Origin of the sequence: Pseudoduganella namucuonensis (assembly GCF_900116645.1) — a bacterium.
Lineage (GTDB): Bacteria > Pseudomonadota > Gammaproteobacteria > Burkholderiales > Burkholderiaceae_D > Rugamonas > Rugamonas namucuonensis.
The window spans coordinates 1-15,241 of the sequence record NZ_FPBO01000072.1 but is presented as its reverse complement, the minus strand read 5'-3'; the positions used below and the strand labels follow the sequence as shown (position 1 = coordinate 15,241).

General features: G+C 67.6%; 13 protein-coding genes. 8 read left to right on the top strand and 5 right to left on the bottom strand.

From position 1 onward, the window contains the following. Positions 1–533, bottom strand: a 533-nt coding sequence (locus BM436_RS35060) for a carboxyl transferase domain-containing protein (RefSeq protein ID WP_307667164.1), incomplete at its 3' end; no start/stop codon positions are given. 87 nt (positions 534–620) lie between these two features. After that, positions 621–1,685: a substrate-binding domain-containing protein gene (locus BM436_RS35055; protein ID WP_093561564.1), complete on the bottom strand. Its 1,065-nt coding sequence runs from the start codon at positions 1,683–1,685 to the stop codon at positions 621–623. Between the two features lie 115 nt (positions 1,686–1,800). On the opposite strand from BM436_RS35055, the gene BM436_RS35050 reads away from it, so the two are divergent. The 6 genes from BM436_RS35050 (at position 1,801) to BM436_RS35025 (ending at position 8,895) form a co-directional block, all read left to right on the top strand. Beyond that, positions 1,801–2,352, top strand: coding sequence for a formate dehydrogenase subunit gamma (locus BM436_RS35050; protein ID WP_093561563.1), 552 nt, complete (start codon positions 1,801–1,803; stop codon positions 2,350–2,352). Then, entirely contained in the window at positions 2,349–3,938 is a 1,590-nt protein-coding gene (locus tag BM436_RS35045) for a formate dehydrogenase beta subunit (protein WP_093561562.1), read from the top strand. Before BM436_RS35050 ends, BM436_RS35045 begins: the two co-directional genes overlap by 4 nt. Next, on the top strand, positions 3,935–6,781 hold the full coding sequence (gene fdhF, locus BM436_RS35040) for a formate dehydrogenase subunit alpha (RefSeq protein WP_093561561.1): 2,847 nt from the start codon (positions 3,935–3,937) through the stop codon (positions 6,779–6,781). Before BM436_RS35045 ends, fdhF begins: the two co-directional genes overlap by 4 nt. Next, positions 6,778–7,608, top strand: coding sequence for a formate dehydrogenase accessory sulfurtransferase FdhD (fdhD, locus tag BM436_RS35035; protein ID WP_093561560.1), 831 nt, complete (start codon positions 6,778–6,780; stop codon positions 7,606–7,608). The genes fdhF and fdhD overlap by 4 nt, the downstream gene beginning before the upstream one ends. An 11-nt stretch (positions 7,609–7,619) precedes the next feature. Beyond that, positions 7,620–7,853, top strand: a complete 234-nt coding sequence (locus tag BM436_RS35030; protein ID WP_093561559.1) for a formate dehydrogenase subunit delta — start codon at positions 7,620–7,622, stop codon at positions 7,851–7,853. Between the two features lie 295 nt (positions 7,854–8,148). Continuing rightward, entirely contained in the window at positions 8,149–8,895 is a 747-nt protein-coding gene (locus tag BM436_RS35025) for a hypothetical protein (RefSeq protein WP_093561558.1), read from the top strand. A gap of 126 nt (positions 8,896–9,021) precedes the next feature. On the opposite strand, the gene BM436_RS35020 is transcribed toward BM436_RS35025, so the two are convergent. Next, entirely contained in the window at positions 9,022–10,620 is a 1,599-nt protein-coding gene (locus BM436_RS35020) for an alkaline phosphatase D family protein (protein WP_093561557.1), read from the bottom strand. A 70-nt stretch (positions 10,621–10,690) separates the two neighbouring features. Then, positions 10,691–12,364 carry a sodium/sugar symporter gene (locus BM436_RS35015; RefSeq protein ID WP_093561556.1) on the bottom strand — a complete coding sequence of 558 codons (1,674 nt, stop codon included), beginning with the start codon at positions 12,362–12,364 and terminating at the stop codon, positions 10,691–10,693. Positions 12,365–12,770: 406 nt separating this feature from the next. Here BM436_RS35015 and BM436_RS37400 point away from each other — a divergent pair, with 406 nt between their 5' ends. Together BM436_RS37400 and BM436_RS35010 are read left to right on the top strand one after the other, a co-directional pair. Beyond that, positions 12,771–12,941, top strand: coding sequence for a hypothetical protein (locus BM436_RS37400; RefSeq protein WP_177307816.1), 171 nt, complete (start codon positions 12,771–12,773; stop codon positions 12,939–12,941). A 58-nt stretch (positions 12,942–12,999) separates the two neighbouring features. Next, positions 13,000–14,919: a putative bifunctional diguanylate cyclase/phosphodiesterase gene (locus BM436_RS35010; RefSeq protein WP_093561555.1), complete on the top strand. Its 1,920-nt coding sequence runs from the start codon at positions 13,000–13,002 to the stop codon at positions 14,917–14,919. 169 nt (positions 14,920–15,088) lie between these two features. Here BM436_RS35010 and BM436_RS35005 read toward each other — a convergent pair. Next, positions 15,089–15,241 (bottom strand): transposase (locus BM436_RS35005; RefSeq protein WP_177307536.1); only part of this gene is annotated, 153 nt, incomplete at its 5' end.

The window sequence follows — 15,241 nt, the reverse complement described above, 5'->3', positions numbered from 1 at the left end:
ATGCCCTTGGCCGACATGTTGGCCTGGTTGTAGAAGATGCGGCCGAAATGGTCGCGGTCCGGGAACACCTCGTCCTGGTTGGGCAGGTTGGCGCCGCCGGAGTCCACCAGGTAGATGCAGGGCAGGTTGTTCTGGTCCGCGATCTCCTGCGCGCGCAGGTGCTTCTTCACCGTGACGGGGTAGTAGGTGCCGCCCTTGACGGTGGCGTCGTTGCAGACGATCACGCACTCCTGGCCGGAGACGCGGCCGATGCCGGTGATGATACCGGCGGCCGGCGCGGCGTCGTCGTACATGCCGTAGGCGGCCATTTGGGAGAACTCGAGGAAGGGCGTGCCGGGATCGAGCAGCATCTGGACGCGGTCGCGCGGCAGCAGCTTGCCGCGGGCGACGTGCTTGGCGCTGGCGGCCTCGCCGCCGCCCTGGGCCAGCTTGGCGACCTTGTCGCGCAGGTCGTCGACCAGGGCCTGCATGGCGGCCGCGTTGGACTTGAAATCGTCGCTGCGCGGGTTGAGTTTCGATTCGATGAGGGTCATGGCGATTTATCGGGCTGTGGGTTCAGCGACGATAATAGCTCGACCTTACGTTTACGTAAACGTAAACTTAAACCTGTTGCGCCGAATTTACGCGAAGGAGGCGATTTCGGCCGGGCCGCCGCAGGCCTCGCCGTCGTAGCCGGGCAGCGCGTCCAGCGCCGCCCGGAAGCCGGCGCCGGCCATGACCGCCAGCGCGCCGGCGACCACCGGCGACTCCAGTGCGCGCCGCTCGCAGGCGAAGAAATAGCGTTCGCGCACGACGGGGATGAAGTCCAGGTCGAAGTTGCGGGCGGCGGTCTCCACGCCGAAGGCGGCGTCCGCCATGCCGCTGGCCACGTAGGCGGCCACCGCGGCGTGGGTGAATTCCGCGCTGTCGTAGCCGTTCACCGTGTCCAGGGCGACGCCTTGCTCGGCCAGCAGCAGTTCCAGCAGCAGCCTCGTGCCCGAACCCTGCTGGCGGTTCACGAAGCGCAGCTCGGGCCGCGCCAGGTCCGCCAGTCCCGCGATGCGCTTAGGATTGCCCTTGGCGACGAACAGTCCCTGCGTGCGGCGGGCGAGGTGGATGAAGGCGTGCCGCCGCGGGTCCAGCCAGGGCAGGTAGCGGCTGGCCGCCACCGCCTCGAAGGCGCCCATCGGCAAATGGAAGCCGGCCAGGTCGCATTCGCCGCGCGCCAGAGCAGCCACCGCCTCCGTGCTGCTGCGGTATTGCAGGTCCACGGCCAGCTGTTGCGCCTCCAGGTGTTTGACCAGCGCCGCGACCGCGAAGCCGTGCGAGGCGGTCAGGCGCAGCGCCTGGCCCTGGCCGGGCATCACGCTGGCCAGGTCCTGCTGCAATTCCGAGGCCAGGCTTTCCAGCATGGGCGCGAGGCGCGCCTTGATGCGCAAATCGGCCCAGATCAGTTTTTCGGCCAGCGGCGTGAGCACCGTGCCCTGGCCGCGCACCTTGTCCAGCAGGCGCGCGCCGAAGCGCGTGTCGAACTCGTTGAGCATGCCCCACGCGTGGCGGTAGGACATGCCGCAGGCCTCGGCCGCCTTGATGATGCTGCCCAACTGGCGCACCGATTGCAGCAGCGCCAACAACCGCGGCAGCGAGGTGACGGCCCCGTCGGCCTGGCGCAAAAGCCAGTCCGCGCTGATCTCCACTTTAATCATATGCAAATCCGTTCATATTGAATCATTGTTTTTCCAATGATAGCCTAGAAAAACAATGCAACGGCGTGCTTGAATATGTTTTGTGGAACATATGCGGCGCCATTCAGGAGAGACCATGAACCCACCCGCCACCGACCCGGCAGCCCGCGCCGGCGACATCAGCCACATCCTCGCCGGCTTTCCGAATTCGCAGGACCAGCTGCTGCCGGCGCTGCACGCGGTCCAGGACCGCATCGGCCACGTGCCGCCGGAGTCGGTGGAGCGCATCGCCGGCCATTTCAACCTGTCGCGCGCGGAAGTGCATGGCGTGGTCACTTTTTACCATTACTTCCGCGGCGCGCCGCCGGCGCGGCACGTGGTGCAGGTTTGCCGCGCGGAGGCGTGCCAGAGCGTGGGCGGCGACGCCTTGCTGGCGCACGTGGGGCGGGCCTTGGGCTGCGGCCTGCACGAACACAGCGCCGACGGCGCCTTCGCGCTGGAGCCGGTGTACTGCCTGGGGCAGTGCGCCAGCGGACCGGCGCTGACGATAGACGGCGCGGTGCACGCGCGCGTGACGCCGGCGCGGTTCGACGCGGTGCTCGACAAAGCGCTCGACAAGGCGCTCGACGAGGCGCCGCCGCCCCCACCGGCCCCGTTGGCCGCGTCGGCCCGGACGGAGGCCGCATGAGCGCCCCCGTGCGGATTTTCGTGCCCCGCGACTCCGCCGCGCTGGCGGTGGGCGCGGACGAGGTGGCGGCGGCCATCGTCGGCGAGGCGCGGCGTCGCGGGGTCGCCATCGACCTGGTGCGCAACGGCACGCGCGGCATGCTGTGGCTGGAGACGCTGGTGGAAGTGGAGCTGGCCGACGGACGCCACGGCTACGGCCCGGTGGAACCCGAGGACGTGGCCGGATTGTTCGACGCCGGCTTCCATGACGGCGCGGCCACGGGCGCGGGCGGGACTGCGGGCGCGACCCCGCACCGCCTGTTGCTCGGCCTGGTGGAGGCGATACCCTACCTCGCCCGGCAGGACCGCCTCATCTTCGCCCGCTCCGGCGTCACGGACCCGTTGTCGCTGCACGACTACCAGGCGCACGGCGGCTATCGTGGCTTGCGCGCGGCGCTGGGCATGGCGCCGGAGGCCATCGTCGCGGCGGTGACCGAGTCCGGCCTGCGCGGCCGCGGCGGCGCCGCTTTCCCCACCGGGATCAAGTGGAACACCGTGCTGAAGGCCGATGGCGCGCAAAAGTACATCGTCTGCAACGCCGACGAGGGAGATTCCGGCACCTTCGCCGACCGCATCGTCATGGAGAGCGATCCCTTCCTGCTGATCGAGGGCATGACCATCGCCGGCTTCGCGGTGGGAGCGGACAAGGGCTACATCTACGTGCGCAGCGAGTATCCGCACGCGATCGCGGCGCTGGAGCGGGCGGCGGGCCTGGCGCGGGCGCGGGGATTCCTGGGCCCGGACGTGCTGGGGACGGGGCGCGCGTTCGAACTGGAGGTGCGCAAGGGCGCGGGCGCCTACATCTGCGGCGAGGAGACCGCGCTGCTGGAAAGCCTGGAGGGCAAGCGCGGCGTGGTGCGCGCCAAGCCGCCGCTGCCCGCGCTGGCGGGCCTGTTCGGCCGGCCCACCGTCATCAACAACGTGTTGTCCCTGGCCGCCGTGCCGCTGATACTGGACCGCGGTCCCGCGTGGTACCGCGACTTCGGCATGGGCCGCTCGCGCGGCACGCTGCCGGTGCAACTGGCCGGCAATATCAAGCGCGGCGGCCTGATCGAACTCGCGTTCGGCACCACGCTGCGCGAGATCCTGTACGGATACGGCGGCGGCAGCGCGTCCGGCCGTCCAATCAAGGCGGTGCAGGTCGGCGGTCCGCTGGGCGCCTACCTGCCCGAGTCGCAGTGGGACACGCCGCTGGACTACGAGGCCTTCGCCGCGCTGTGGGCGGTGCTGGGCCACGGCGGCATCGTCGTGCACGACGATAGCGCCGACATGGCCAAGCTGGCGCGCTACGCGATGGAATTCTGCGCCATCGAATCCTGCGGCAAATGCACGCCATGCCGCATCGGCTCTACCCGGGGCGTGGAAGTCATCGACAAGATACGCGGCGGGGAAGGAGCGGGCCAAGCCGCCCGGCAGGTCGTCCTGCTGCGCGACCTGTGCGACACCATGCTGCACGGCTCCCTGTGCGCGATGGGCGGCATGACGCCGTACCCCGTGCTGTCCGCGCTCAACCACTTCCCTCAAGACTTCGGCCTGGAGACACCATGATAGAGACCATCATCAGCCGCGACTTCGGCACCCCCGCCAGCGTCGCCACCGAGTTCGTGACGCTGGAGATCGACGGCCAACGCGTCACCGTCCCCGCCGGCACCTCCGTGATGCGCGCCGCCGCCGAGCATGGGGTGAACATCCCGAAGCTGTGCGCGACCGACAGCCTGGAACCCTTCGGCTCCTGCCGCCTGTGCCTGGTGGAGATCGAGGGGCGGCGCGGCTATCCCGCGTCCTGCACCACGCCGGCGGAGGAGGGCATGGTGGTGCGCACGCAGTCGCCCAAGCTGCAGCAGCTGCGCAAGGGTGTGATGGAGCTGTACATCTCCGACCATCCTCTGGACTGCCTGACCTGTCCCGCCAACGGCGATTGCGAACTGCAGGACATGGCCGGCGTGACCGGTCTGCGCGAGGTCCGCTACGGCATGGAGGGCGCCAACCACCTCGAGTTGAAGAAGGACGAGTCGAATCCCTATTTCACCTTCGACAGTTCCAAGTGCATCGTCTGCAACCGCTGCGTGCGCGCCTGCGAGGAGACGCAGGGCACCTTCGCGCTGACCATCTCCGGGCGCGGCTTCGAGGCGCGCGTCTCGGCCGGGCAGGACCAGTCCTTCATGGAGTCCGAGTGCGTGTCCTGCGGCGCCTGCGTGGAAGCCTGCCCGACCGCCACCCTGCAGGAGAAATCCGTCATCTGGCTGGGGCAGGCCGAGCACAGCGTCAACACCACCTGCGCCTACTGCGGCGTGGGCTGCTCGCTGAACGCCGAGATGAAGGGCAACGAGGTGGTGCGCATGGTGCCGGCCAGGGACGGCAAGGCCAACGAGGGCCACGCCTGCGTCAAGGGCCGTTTCGCCTGGGGCTACGCCACCCACAAGGACCGCATCCTGAAACCGATGATACGGTCGAGGATCACCGACCCGTGGAAGGAAGTGTCGTGGGACGAGGCGCTGGACTACGCGGCGTCCGAGTTCAAGCGCATCCAGGCCAAGCACGGCCGCGACTCCATCGGCGGCATCGTCTCCTCCCGCTGCACCAACGAGGAGGGCTACCTGGTGCAAAAGCTGGTGCGCGCCGCCTTCGGCAACAACAACGTCGACACTTGCGCGCGGGTGTGCCATTCGCCCACCGGCTACGGCCTGAAACAGACGCTGGGCGAATCGGCGGGCACGCAGACCTTCAAGTCGGTCGCCAAGGCGGACGTCATCATGGTGATCGGCGCCAATCCCACCGACGGCCATCCGGTGTTCGCCTCGCGCATGAAGCGCAGGCTGCGCCAGGGAGCGAAGCTGATCGTCATCGATCCGCGCCGCATCGACCTGGTGAAGTCGCCGCACGTGCGCGCCCATCACCATTTGCAGCTGCGGCCGGGCACCAACGTGGCGCTGGTCAGCTCCCTGGCCCACGTGATCGTGGGGGAAGGGCTGCTGGACGAGGCCTACATCGCCGAGCGCTGCGACAGCGACTCCTTCCGCCAGTGGCGCGAATTCGTCGCGCAGCCCGCCAACTCGCCCGAGGCGATGGAGGCGGTGACCGGCGTGCCGGCGCGGCAGGTGCGCGAAGCCGCGCGCCTGTACGCCACCGGCGGCAACGGCGCCATCTTCTACGGCCTGGGCGTGACCGAACACGCCCAGGGCTCGACCACGGTGATGGGCATCGCCAACCTCGCCATGGCCACCGGCAACGTGGGGCGCGAGGGCGTGGGCGTGAACCCGCTGCGCGGCCAGAACAATGTGCAGGGCTCCTGCGACATGGGCTCCTTCCCGCACGAGCTGCCCGGCTACCGCCACGTCTCAGACACCACCGTGCGCACCCTGTTCGAGCAGGAGTGGGGCGTGCAATTGCAGGCCGAACCCGGCCTGCGCATACCGAACATGTTCGACGCGGCGCTGGGCGGCGGCTTCAAGGGTCTGTACTGCCAGGGCGAGGACATCGTGCAGTCCGACCCGAACACGCTGCACGTGACGGCGGCGCTGGAGGCGATGGAATGCATCGTGGTGCAGGACATCTTCCTCAACGAGACCGCCAAGTACGCCCACGTGCTGCTGCCCGGCTCCTCCTTCCTGGAAAAGGACGGCACCTTCACCAACGCCGAGCGCCGCATCTCGCGCGTGCGCAAGGTGATGCCGCCCAAGGCCGGCTACGCGGACTGGGAAGTGACGGTGCAACTGGCGCGCCGCCTGGGCTATCCGATGAACTACAGCCATCCGTCCGAGATCATGGACGAAATCGCGCGCCTGACGCCGACCTTCGCCGGCGTGAGCTACGCGCGGCTGGAGCAGCTGGGCAGCATACAGTGGCCCTGCAACGACGCCGCGCCGGAAGGCACGCCGACCATGCACGTGGACGGCTTCGTGCGCGGCAAGGGACGCTTCATCATCACGCAATACGTGGCCACGGACGAAAAGGTCACGCGCCGCTTCCCGCTGATATTGACCACGGGGCGCATCCTGTCGCAATACAACGTGGGGGCGCAGACCCGCCGCACCGAGAACGTGCGCTGGCATGCCGAGGACAGGCTGGAGATCCATCCGCACGACGCGCAGGAGCGCGGCATAGCGGACGGCGCCTGGGTCGGCATCCAGAGCCGCGCCGGCCAGACGGTGCTGCGCGCGCAGGTCACCGAGCGCATGATGCCGGGCGTGGTCTACACCACCTTCCACTTCCCGGAATCCGGCGCCAACGTGATCACCACCGAGAACTCCGATTGGGCCACCAACTGCCCGGAGTACAAGGTGACGGCGGTGCAGGTGCTGCCGGTGCACGGCCAGTCGGACTGGCAGCGGGAGTACGCGCGCTTCAACCAGGAGCAGCTGGCGCTGGCCGTTTCCGGGGAAGCGGCATGAGTTGCGCACTGGACGAACTGCCCGGCCTCGCGGATGCGCCCACCACGAGCGGCACGGTCTCGCGCTACCGCGAGGGCGACTGGAGCACGGCACTGGACGAACTGGCCGAGGAAGTGCCGGTCGCGCTGGAATACAACGGCGTGTCGCACGCGGTGATGATGGCCACGCCGGCCGACCTGGAACAGTTCGCGCTGGGCTTCTCGCTCAGCGAGGGCATCATCCCGTCGGTGGCGGACTTCTACGGCGCCGAGGTCCAGCCCGGGGCGGCGGGCGTCACGGTGCATATCGAGATCGGCGCCGCCGCCTTCGCGGGGCTCAAGGAGCGGCGCCGCAATATGGCCGGGCGCACCGGCTGCGGCCTGTGCGGCGTGGATAGCCTGGCGCAGGTGTTCCGGCCATTGCCGCGGCTCGCCGCCAGCCGGGTGCCATCGGCCGCCGCCATCCGCGCCGCGCTGCTCTCCGCCAAGGCGCTGCAGCCCATGAACGGCGTGACGGGCGCCATCCACGCGGCCCTGTGGTGCGGAGCGGACGGCCTGCCGCGCATGGCGTTCGAGGACGTGGGCCGCCACAACGCGCTGGACAAATTGATCGGCGGCCTGGCGCGCTCGCAGTTGGCGCTGGACGGCGGTTTCGCGCTGATCACCAGCCGCGCCAGCGTGGAGATGGTGCAAAAGGCGGCCCTGTGCGGCATCGGCGTGCTGGTGGCCATGTCCGCGCCGACCGGCCTGGCGGTGCGCGTGGCGCGGCAGTGCGGCATGACGCTGGTGGCCTTCGCGCGAGGGGAGCGGTTCACAGTGTACACATCGCAATCAGAATATACGGAATAGGGGGACGGAACATGCAAGCGGATCACCTGGTCACTATGGCCAACCAGATAGGGACCTTCTTCGAGTCGTATCCGGACGAGATGGAAGCGTCCACCGAAATCGCCAACCACCTCAAGCGCTTCTGGGCGCCCAGCATGCGCAGCCGGCTGCTGGAATACATCGACATCGAGCGCGGCGCGGGCCTCAAGCCGCTGGTGCTGGCGTCGATCTCGGCCAACCGCGAGCAGTTGGCGCCCGCGCGTTAGCTTCCGCTGGGCCGCGCGTTGCCGCGGCGGGCGAAAACATGTCCTGTTTTCGCGGTTTTACTAAAACACGCGATTCCGTGCTACCCGTTTATATCCGCTACTACTCCGTTCTATGACGCGCGCCTTTCGCGCACTTGGGAACGAAAACGTACTACGCCGGTCTAACAATTAAGGCCGTAGCGGGATTTAGTACGATCTCTCGCCGCAGGCGGCCGATTTAGTATGAAATCGCGCGCTGTAGTAAGCCTTAGGGTGGAGTAGCAGCGTTTAGTAAACCGTCGCCGGGAGAACAACGATGGCCCGCATGGAATTTCCTGTTTATTTGCCGTCCGATTTGCTTTTAGCTTTGGGCGAGCACACCGGTATTTTCTGGTCCGATATCCGCATGGGGGACGTGGTTTGCGACGCGGTCGCGGCCTGGATGAAACCTGTACCCGTGGCCGCGCAACAGCCTGCGGCGCCGTCGAAAGCGGGCTACCAATGGAAGCAGGTGTTCCTCCCGGAGGGCACGGTGCTGCGCGCCAGCTTCGGCCGCAAGCCATCCTTCGCCGTGGTGGAGGACTCCGAGATCAAGTACGGGGAGCGCGTCATGTCACCCTCCGGCTTCGCCAACCTGGAGGGCAGCGGCAACCGCAACGCCTGGAAAGCCATCTGGCTACGCTTTCCAGGCAGCGAGGAATGGCTGCGGGCGGACGTCTGCCGGGCGGCGCGTCAAGCGGCGATAGCCCGCATGTTCGACGCCGACGTACCCGAGGCCAAGCCGGCACGCCAAGTGGCGCCGCATCAGCCGCGCGACGACGTCAAGCCGTCCACGTGGCTGGCAACGGCTTCCGCCGAGCGCCAAGATCGGGCAGAGGATCAGGGCCCGCGCTCCAAACCGCCCCTGCACAAGGATATGCCCGCCATGCCGCGGGAGAAGCCATCCAGGCAGGAGGCATCGGCCTCGCAGAGCAACGAAGGCCAGCGCAAGAAGGGGCGCGGGCGAAGCGGCCGCCGCAAGAACCGCGCCGAGAAGCGCTTCCCGGCGAAGCCGGGGGAATAAAAAAAAGCCCGCTACAAGGAGCGGGCTGAATCCAATTCATTGAGAGTTGGAGGAGACAGGTACGATTATGCTGCAATGCAGTATGTGCGTCTAATATTATTTTCGAATGGCATTTATAACTAAAAGCTATAAATCCGCCGCCAGCACCTTCTTGTACTGGGACGCGCCGTCCAAGTCCAGCAGCTCCACCGTCATCGCCTTGGAGACGGGATCGATCAACACCTCGCCGAAGAACTGGTAGCCCGCGAACGGCGAGGAATTGGCCACGGCCGGCGCCTTCTCGAACATGACGGTCGGCCCGAAGGTCTTGTCCATCTTGTTCGGGCCGAAGGAGCCGGCGTTGATCGGCCCCGCCACGAACTCCCAGAACGGCGAGAACTCGGTGAACGCCGCCTTGGCCGGGTCGTAGTAATGGGCCGCGCAGTAATGCACGTCGGCCGTGATCCACACCACGTTCTTGACGGCCCTGATGCGCTTGAGCAGCCGCGCGATCTCCAGCTCGCGGCCGGAGGCGGGCCCGTCGTCGCCGTTGGCGCTGGCCTCCCAGCGCGGCGCGCCGGACGCGTCCACGCCGTCCGGCACGTGCAGGCCGACCGGCATGTCCGCCGCGATCACCTTCCAGGTCGCCCTGGACGCCTGCAGTTCCGCCACCAGCCAGTCGATCTGCGCCGCGCCCAGGTAGGCGGTGTTGGCGTCCTCGGTCGTCTGGCGGTTGGCCATGTTCGGCCCCCGGTAGCTGCGCATGTCCAGCACGAACACGTCCAGCAGCGGACCGTAGGACATGCTTCGGTAGATCCTCTGCGGTTCGGACTGTTTGTAGTAGCGCATGGGCGCGTGCTCGAGGAAGGCGCGCTGGCCGCGGGCGGCCAGCAGCGCCACGTTCTTCTCCGTGTAGCGCGCGTCGGCCGACAAGTCCTTGGCGGCGCTATAGTTGTTGGTCACCTCGTGGTCGTCCCATTGCCAGATCTGCGGCACCTGGGCGGCGAAGCGGCGGAAGTTGGCGTCCAGCATGTTGTAGGCGTGGCGGCCGCGGAACTCCCTCAGCGTCTCGGCCACCTTGGCCACTTCCTCGGTGACGATGCTCTTCCAGATCTTGCCGTTCTCCGCGACCGTCTCGGCCTTGATGGGGCCATCCGCGTACACGGTGTCGCCGCTGTGGATGAAGAAATCGGGATCGCGCTTGCGCATGGCCTCGTAGATCTTCACGCCGCCGAACTCGGTGTTGATGCCCCAGCCCTGGCCGGCGTTGTCGCCGCTCCAGTGGAAGCGCACCGCCTTGCCGGCGGCGGGCGGGGTGCGGAACTGGCCGGTGACGATTTCGCTTTCGGCGCCGCCGTCCACGTGGCGCACCCGCACGTGCACGGTCTGGCCGTCCGGCAGGCCGCTCAGGTCGACGCGGGCGGTGAAGTCGCTGGCCTCGGTGGCGTAGGGGCCGACGATGCGGCTGGGGTTGGCGAAGGCGGCGCTGGTGTCGTATTCCACCACCATCCGCGAATCGCGGTCGGCGCGCGTCCAGACCACGGCCTGGCCCTGCGTGATGTCGCCGAACTGCAATCCGGCCAGTTTGGGGCGTTCGCGTTCGCTGGTGACGATGGCGGGGGCGGTGAAGGGGGGCTGCTCGGAACTGCCGCATGCGCTCAGCAACAAGGTGCCGGGCAGGGCACCGCCGCCGATCAGGATGCCGCCGCGCGAGAGGAAGGCGCGGCGGGAGAGGGCGTTGCTCATGAATACTCCTGGAGTGGGTCTGCCAGGAGTATGGGTTTTTAATATGACAAGGTTGTGAAAGAAACCCCGCTTACCACCACACGGTGTACACCACCGCCAGCAGCACGCAGATCACCGCCGAACCGAGGGCGAAGCTCTTCTCGGTCTTGAACATGCGGGTGTCGACTTCGATTTCCTTGCCGGCGTTGGCTTCCTTGTTCGGGTTCAGCAGGCTGATCAGCACCATGCCGGCCACCACGAAGATGAACACCACGAACATGCGGTCCAGGAACGGCATCTCGTACACGCCGCCCACTTCCTTGGCGAAGCCGATCGGGGCCAGGAAGCCCAGGTTCACCACGCCCGGCAGGAACTTCAGCACGATGGAGGCGATGAAGCCGCCGATGGTGGCGAACATGGCCGCCGCCGCCGTGGTCTTGCGCCAGAAGAAGCCCATCAGGAACATGGCCAGGATGCCGGGCGAGACGAAGCCGGTGTATTCCTGGATGTACTGGAAGCCGCCTTTCTTGTCGATGCCCATGTACGGCGCGATCAGCACGGCCAGCAGCATCGAGACGATCACCGTCACGCGGCCGATCCACACCATCTTGTTCTCGTCGGCGTCGCGGTTGAAGGCCTTCTTGTAGATGTCCAGCGTGAAGATGGTGGCGATGGAGTTGGCCTTGCCGGCCAGCGACGCGACCACGGCGGCGGTCAGCGCGGCGAACGCCACGCCTTTCAGGCCGGTGGGCAGGAAGTTCAGCAGCACGGGATAGGCGCGGTCCGGATTCAGTTCGCCGTTGTGCAGCATGCCGTCGCCCAGGCCGCCCTGCTGGTGCAGCACGAAGGCGGCGATGCCCGGCAGCACCACGATGACCGGCATCATCAGCTTCAGGAAGGCCGCGAACAGGATGCCCTTGCGCGCGGTCGGCAGGTCGGCGCCCAGGGCGCGCTGCGTGATGTACTGGTTGCAGCCCCAGTAGTTCAGATTGACGATCCACATGCCGCCCAGCAGCACGGTCAGGCCCGGCAGGTCCATGTAGTTCTCGTTGTCGCGGGTGAGCACCATGTCGAAGTGGCCGGCGGCTTTTTCGGTCAGCACCGAGAAGCCGTGGCTGATGCCCGTGCCGCCGTTCATCGCGGCCACCATGTCCAGCGCCAGCCAGGTGGTGACCAGGCCGCCGACCACCAGGAAGAACACCTGGATCACGTCGGTGTAGCCGATCACCTTCATGCCGCCCAGGGTGATGATCACGGCGAAGATGGCCAGGAACAGCATGCACGGCAGGATGGGCAGGCCGGCGATGCTGCTGATGGCCAGCGCGCCCAGGTACAGGATGGAGGTCAGGTTGACCACCACGTACAGCGCCAGCCAGAACACCGCCATCACCATCGCGACGGACTTGTTGTAGCGCTGCTCCAGGAACTGGGGCATGGTGTAGATGTGGTTCTTCAGGTAGACCGGCATGAAGAACACGGCCACGATCACCAGCGTGGCGGCCGCCATCAGCTCGTAGGCCGCGATGGCCATGCCGATCTTGAAGCCGGAGCCGCTCATGCCGATGAACTGCTCGGCGGAGATGTTGGACGCTATCAGCGAGGCGCCGATGGCCCACCAGGTCAGCGAGCCCTCGGCCAGGAAGTAGTCGTGCGACGCCGAGCCGGAGCCTTTCTGCTTGCGCTTGTACACCCAGAGGCCGTAGCTGGCGACGATGACGAAGTAAATGAAGAAGACGAACGTGTCTAGCGATGTGAAGTTATGCATGGTCTGTCTGGTTGGGGTGTCTCATCCGCCGGCCTGTGTCCGCCGGGTTTTTCTTTTACTGCTGGCGCCGCTGTATCATCTGGCCAGCGCATTATGCTATCGCTACCAAAGCAGCGTCAACCGAGGTCCCGGCGCCGTTCCGGCCGCCCGCCGCGCCGTTTTTTGCGCCGCGCGAGACCGCCCGGACCCGCGCCAACCCTTGCCGCCATTGGGTAAACGGCGCGCCGGACGGCGCGCGGCGGCCCGGAAATGGCGCGCCGCGGCAGACGCCGGACCGTCGAGCTATGCCATATCCATATAGATTAATGGTGAAATGGAATTAGAACGCCCTAGGTCCGCTTCCTACCATGGCTGTGGCGACACCGATATGTACCCGGAAAATGTACGTTGGAAGAGGGAGCGCGGCATGGAACAGCAGGAGCGGGAGCGGCGGCGGCCGAGCAAGGAGCAGATTCGATCCTACCTGGCGACGCGGCGGGCGCAGCGTTCGCCGCCGCCGTCGATCGGGGAAATCCGCCGGCAACTGGGCTGGGGCCTGTTGCCGCGGTTAAACGGGGAAGCGGGCGCGGCAACATAGTCCAACCACCTGGCGGGCTCTGCGTATAATAAAGATCATCCACACGCTGGAACGATCCATGACGCAGCCCGCCGATGAACCCGAAGGCGCCGCGGAGCACCTGCCCCTGGCGAAGGAACTCGCCCGGGTCAACCGCGCGCTCACCGCGCTGAGCGCGGGCAACCGCACTCTGCTGCGCGCCACCAACGAACAGCAATTGCTGGACGACATGTGCCGCGTCATCGTCGACACCGGCGGCTACCTGCTGGCCAGCGTCGGCTTCGTGCAGCCGGACGAGCCGCGCACCATCCGCTGGATGGTGCACCTGTCGGCGGGCGCGGCGGACGGCGCCGACGAGCCCAGGGCCTGGAGCGAAACCATCTACGGCCGCACCGCCACCGGCGTGGCCATCCGCACCGGCGAGGCCGTCATCGGGCGCCGCCTGCTGACCGACCCGCAATACGCCGGCCCCGAATACGGGCACCTGCGCAAGCACGCCGCGAAGCTGGGCTACGCCGCGATCTCGGCCTTCCCGCTGCGGGTGGACGGCGAGGTGCTGGGCGCGGTGGCGATGGCCGCCGCCGACCCGGACGCCTTCGACCAGGCCGAGGTGGCCCTGCTGGGCGAGATGGTGGACGACATGGCCTACGGCATCGCCGCGCTGCGCGTGCGCGTGCGCCACGAGCAAGCCGAGGCCACCATCGCGCGGCTGGCCTTCTACGACAGCCTGACCGGCCTGCCCAACCGCACCCGCCTGGTCGAGCAACTGGACGCGGCCATGGGCGACGCCAGGCGCGGGCGCCACGCGCTGGCGCTGCTGCACCTGGAGGTGGGCCGCTTCCAGGAGATCAACAAGGTGCTGGGCTACCGCGCCGGCGACCAACTGCTGCAACTGCTGGCGCGGCGCCTGCAAGCCCAGGTGCGGGGCCACGAGACGCTGGCGCGGGTGGGCGAGGCCGAGTTCGCGCTGCTGCTGCCCGACGGCGGCGCCGACTACGCGCGCCAGACCGCGCAGCGGCTGGTGGCCATGATGCGGGAACCGGTCGAACTGGCGGGCCTGCTGCTGGACGCGCGGGTCGGCATCGGCATCGCGCTGTACCCGGGCCACGCCACCGACGCCGACAGCCTGATACGGCGCGCCAACGCCGCCATGCACCAGGCCGCGCCCGGCCGCGGCGGCTACGCCATGTACACCGGCGGCCAGGAGCAGGAAAACACGCGCCGGCTGGCGCTGATGGGCGATTTGTACAGCGCCATCCGCGACAACGAGCTGGAACTGTATTGCCAGCCCAAGGTGGGCATGGCCACGCGCAAGGTGTGCGGCGCCGAGGCCCTGGTGCGCTGGCGCCACCCGCGGCACGGCCTGGTGTCGACCATGGAGTTCATCCAGATGGCCGAGCAGGCCGGCACCATCACGCCGCTGACCAACTGGATGATGGACGCCGCCTTCAGCCAGGCCCATTCCTGGCGCGAGGCGGGCGAGGACTGGGCGCTGGCCATCAACCTGTCGGCCCACGACCTGTACGATCCCGGCCTGGTGGACCGCATCCGCGGCCTGTTCTCCACCTGGGGCATCCCGCCGGACCGCATCCAGTTCGAGCTGACCGAGAGCGCGCTGATGACGGACCCCGCCGCCGCGCTGGAAACGCTGGTGCGGCTCAAGAGGCTGGACGTCAAGCTCTTCCTCGACGACTACGGCACCGGCTATTCCAGCCTGGGCTACCTGCAGAAGCTGCCGATGGACGGCATCAAGATCGACAAGTCCTTCGTCACGCCCATGGTCTCCAGCGGCGACTCGGAGGTCATCGTCTGCTCCACGATAGACCTGGGCCACAACCTGGGCCTGGACGTGGTGGCCGAGGGCGTGGAGGACCAGGCCACCTGGCGCCGGCTGGAGGGCCTGGGCTGCGACATCGCCCAGGGCTACCTGATCAGCCAGCCGATGCCCGCCGCCGATTTCCCCGACTGGGCCGGCGCGTGGGCGCGGGCGCCGGCCTAGCCCGGATATTTCATCAGTGAGTCTCTGCCCTGGCGAGATTCGGTGCAGAGGTGGCGAGGGTGCCCAGGTCGGCTGTTTTCGACGAGATTGAGGGGGAAATGGCAGCGCAAGACGCAATTTCCCCTACCCCCATTGTTTATAGCGTGCCGGGGACAGCACTTGTCATGCGCTATGGGGCCATTGCGCGAGCGGCGCTGATGAAGACGTGCTTGAGGGGATGCTGCGAGGCAAGCAGCACGCGCACGCGGCGGGTGTTGCGCACGATGGCCGCGCCGATTTTGAGCAGCTTGACGCGGATCGTCGCGGTGCAGGCTCGGGCCAG

What these genes read in the sequence shown, in the direction of transcription:
- BM436_RS35055 (WP_093561564.1), bottom strand. Translation starts at nt 1,685, where the DNA reads ATGATTAAAGTGGAGATCAGCGCGGACTGGCTTTTGCGCCAGGCCGAC.
- BM436_RS35050 (WP_093561563.1), top strand. Translation starts at nt 1,801, where the DNA reads ATGAACCCACCCGCCACCGACCCGGCAGCCCGCGCCGGCGACATCAGC.
- BM436_RS35045 (WP_093561562.1), top strand. Translation starts at nt 2,349, where the DNA reads ATGAGCGCCCCCGTGCGGATTTTCGTGCCCCGCGACTCCGCCGCGCTG.
- fdhF (WP_093561561.1), top strand. Translation starts at nt 3,935, where the DNA reads ATGATAGAGACCATCATCAGCCGCGACTTCGGCACCCCCGCCAGCGTC.
- fdhD (WP_093561560.1), top strand. Translation starts at nt 6,778, where the DNA reads ATGAGTTGCGCACTGGACGAACTGCCCGGCCTCGCGGATGCGCCCACC.
- BM436_RS35030 (WP_093561559.1), top strand. Translation starts at nt 7,620, where the DNA reads ATGCAAGCGGATCACCTGGTCACTATGGCCAACCAGATAGGGACCTTC.
- BM436_RS35025 (WP_093561558.1), top strand. Translation starts at nt 8,149, where the DNA reads ATGGCCCGCATGGAATTTCCTGTTTATTTGCCGTCCGATTTGCTTTTA.
- BM436_RS35020 (WP_093561557.1), bottom strand. Translation starts at nt 10,620, where the DNA reads ATGAGCAACGCCCTCTCCCGCCGCGCCTTCCTCTCGCGCGGCGGCATC.
- BM436_RS35015 (WP_093561556.1), bottom strand. Translation starts at nt 12,364, where the DNA reads ATGCATAACTTCACATCGCTAGACACGTTCGTCTTCTTCATTTACTTC.
- BM436_RS37400 (WP_177307816.1), top strand. Translation starts at nt 12,771, where the DNA reads ATGGAACAGCAGGAGCGGGAGCGGCGGCGGCCGAGCAAGGAGCAGATT.
- BM436_RS35010 (WP_093561555.1), top strand. Translation starts at nt 13,000, where the DNA reads ATGACGCAGCCCGCCGATGAACCCGAAGGCGCCGCGGAGCACCTGCCC.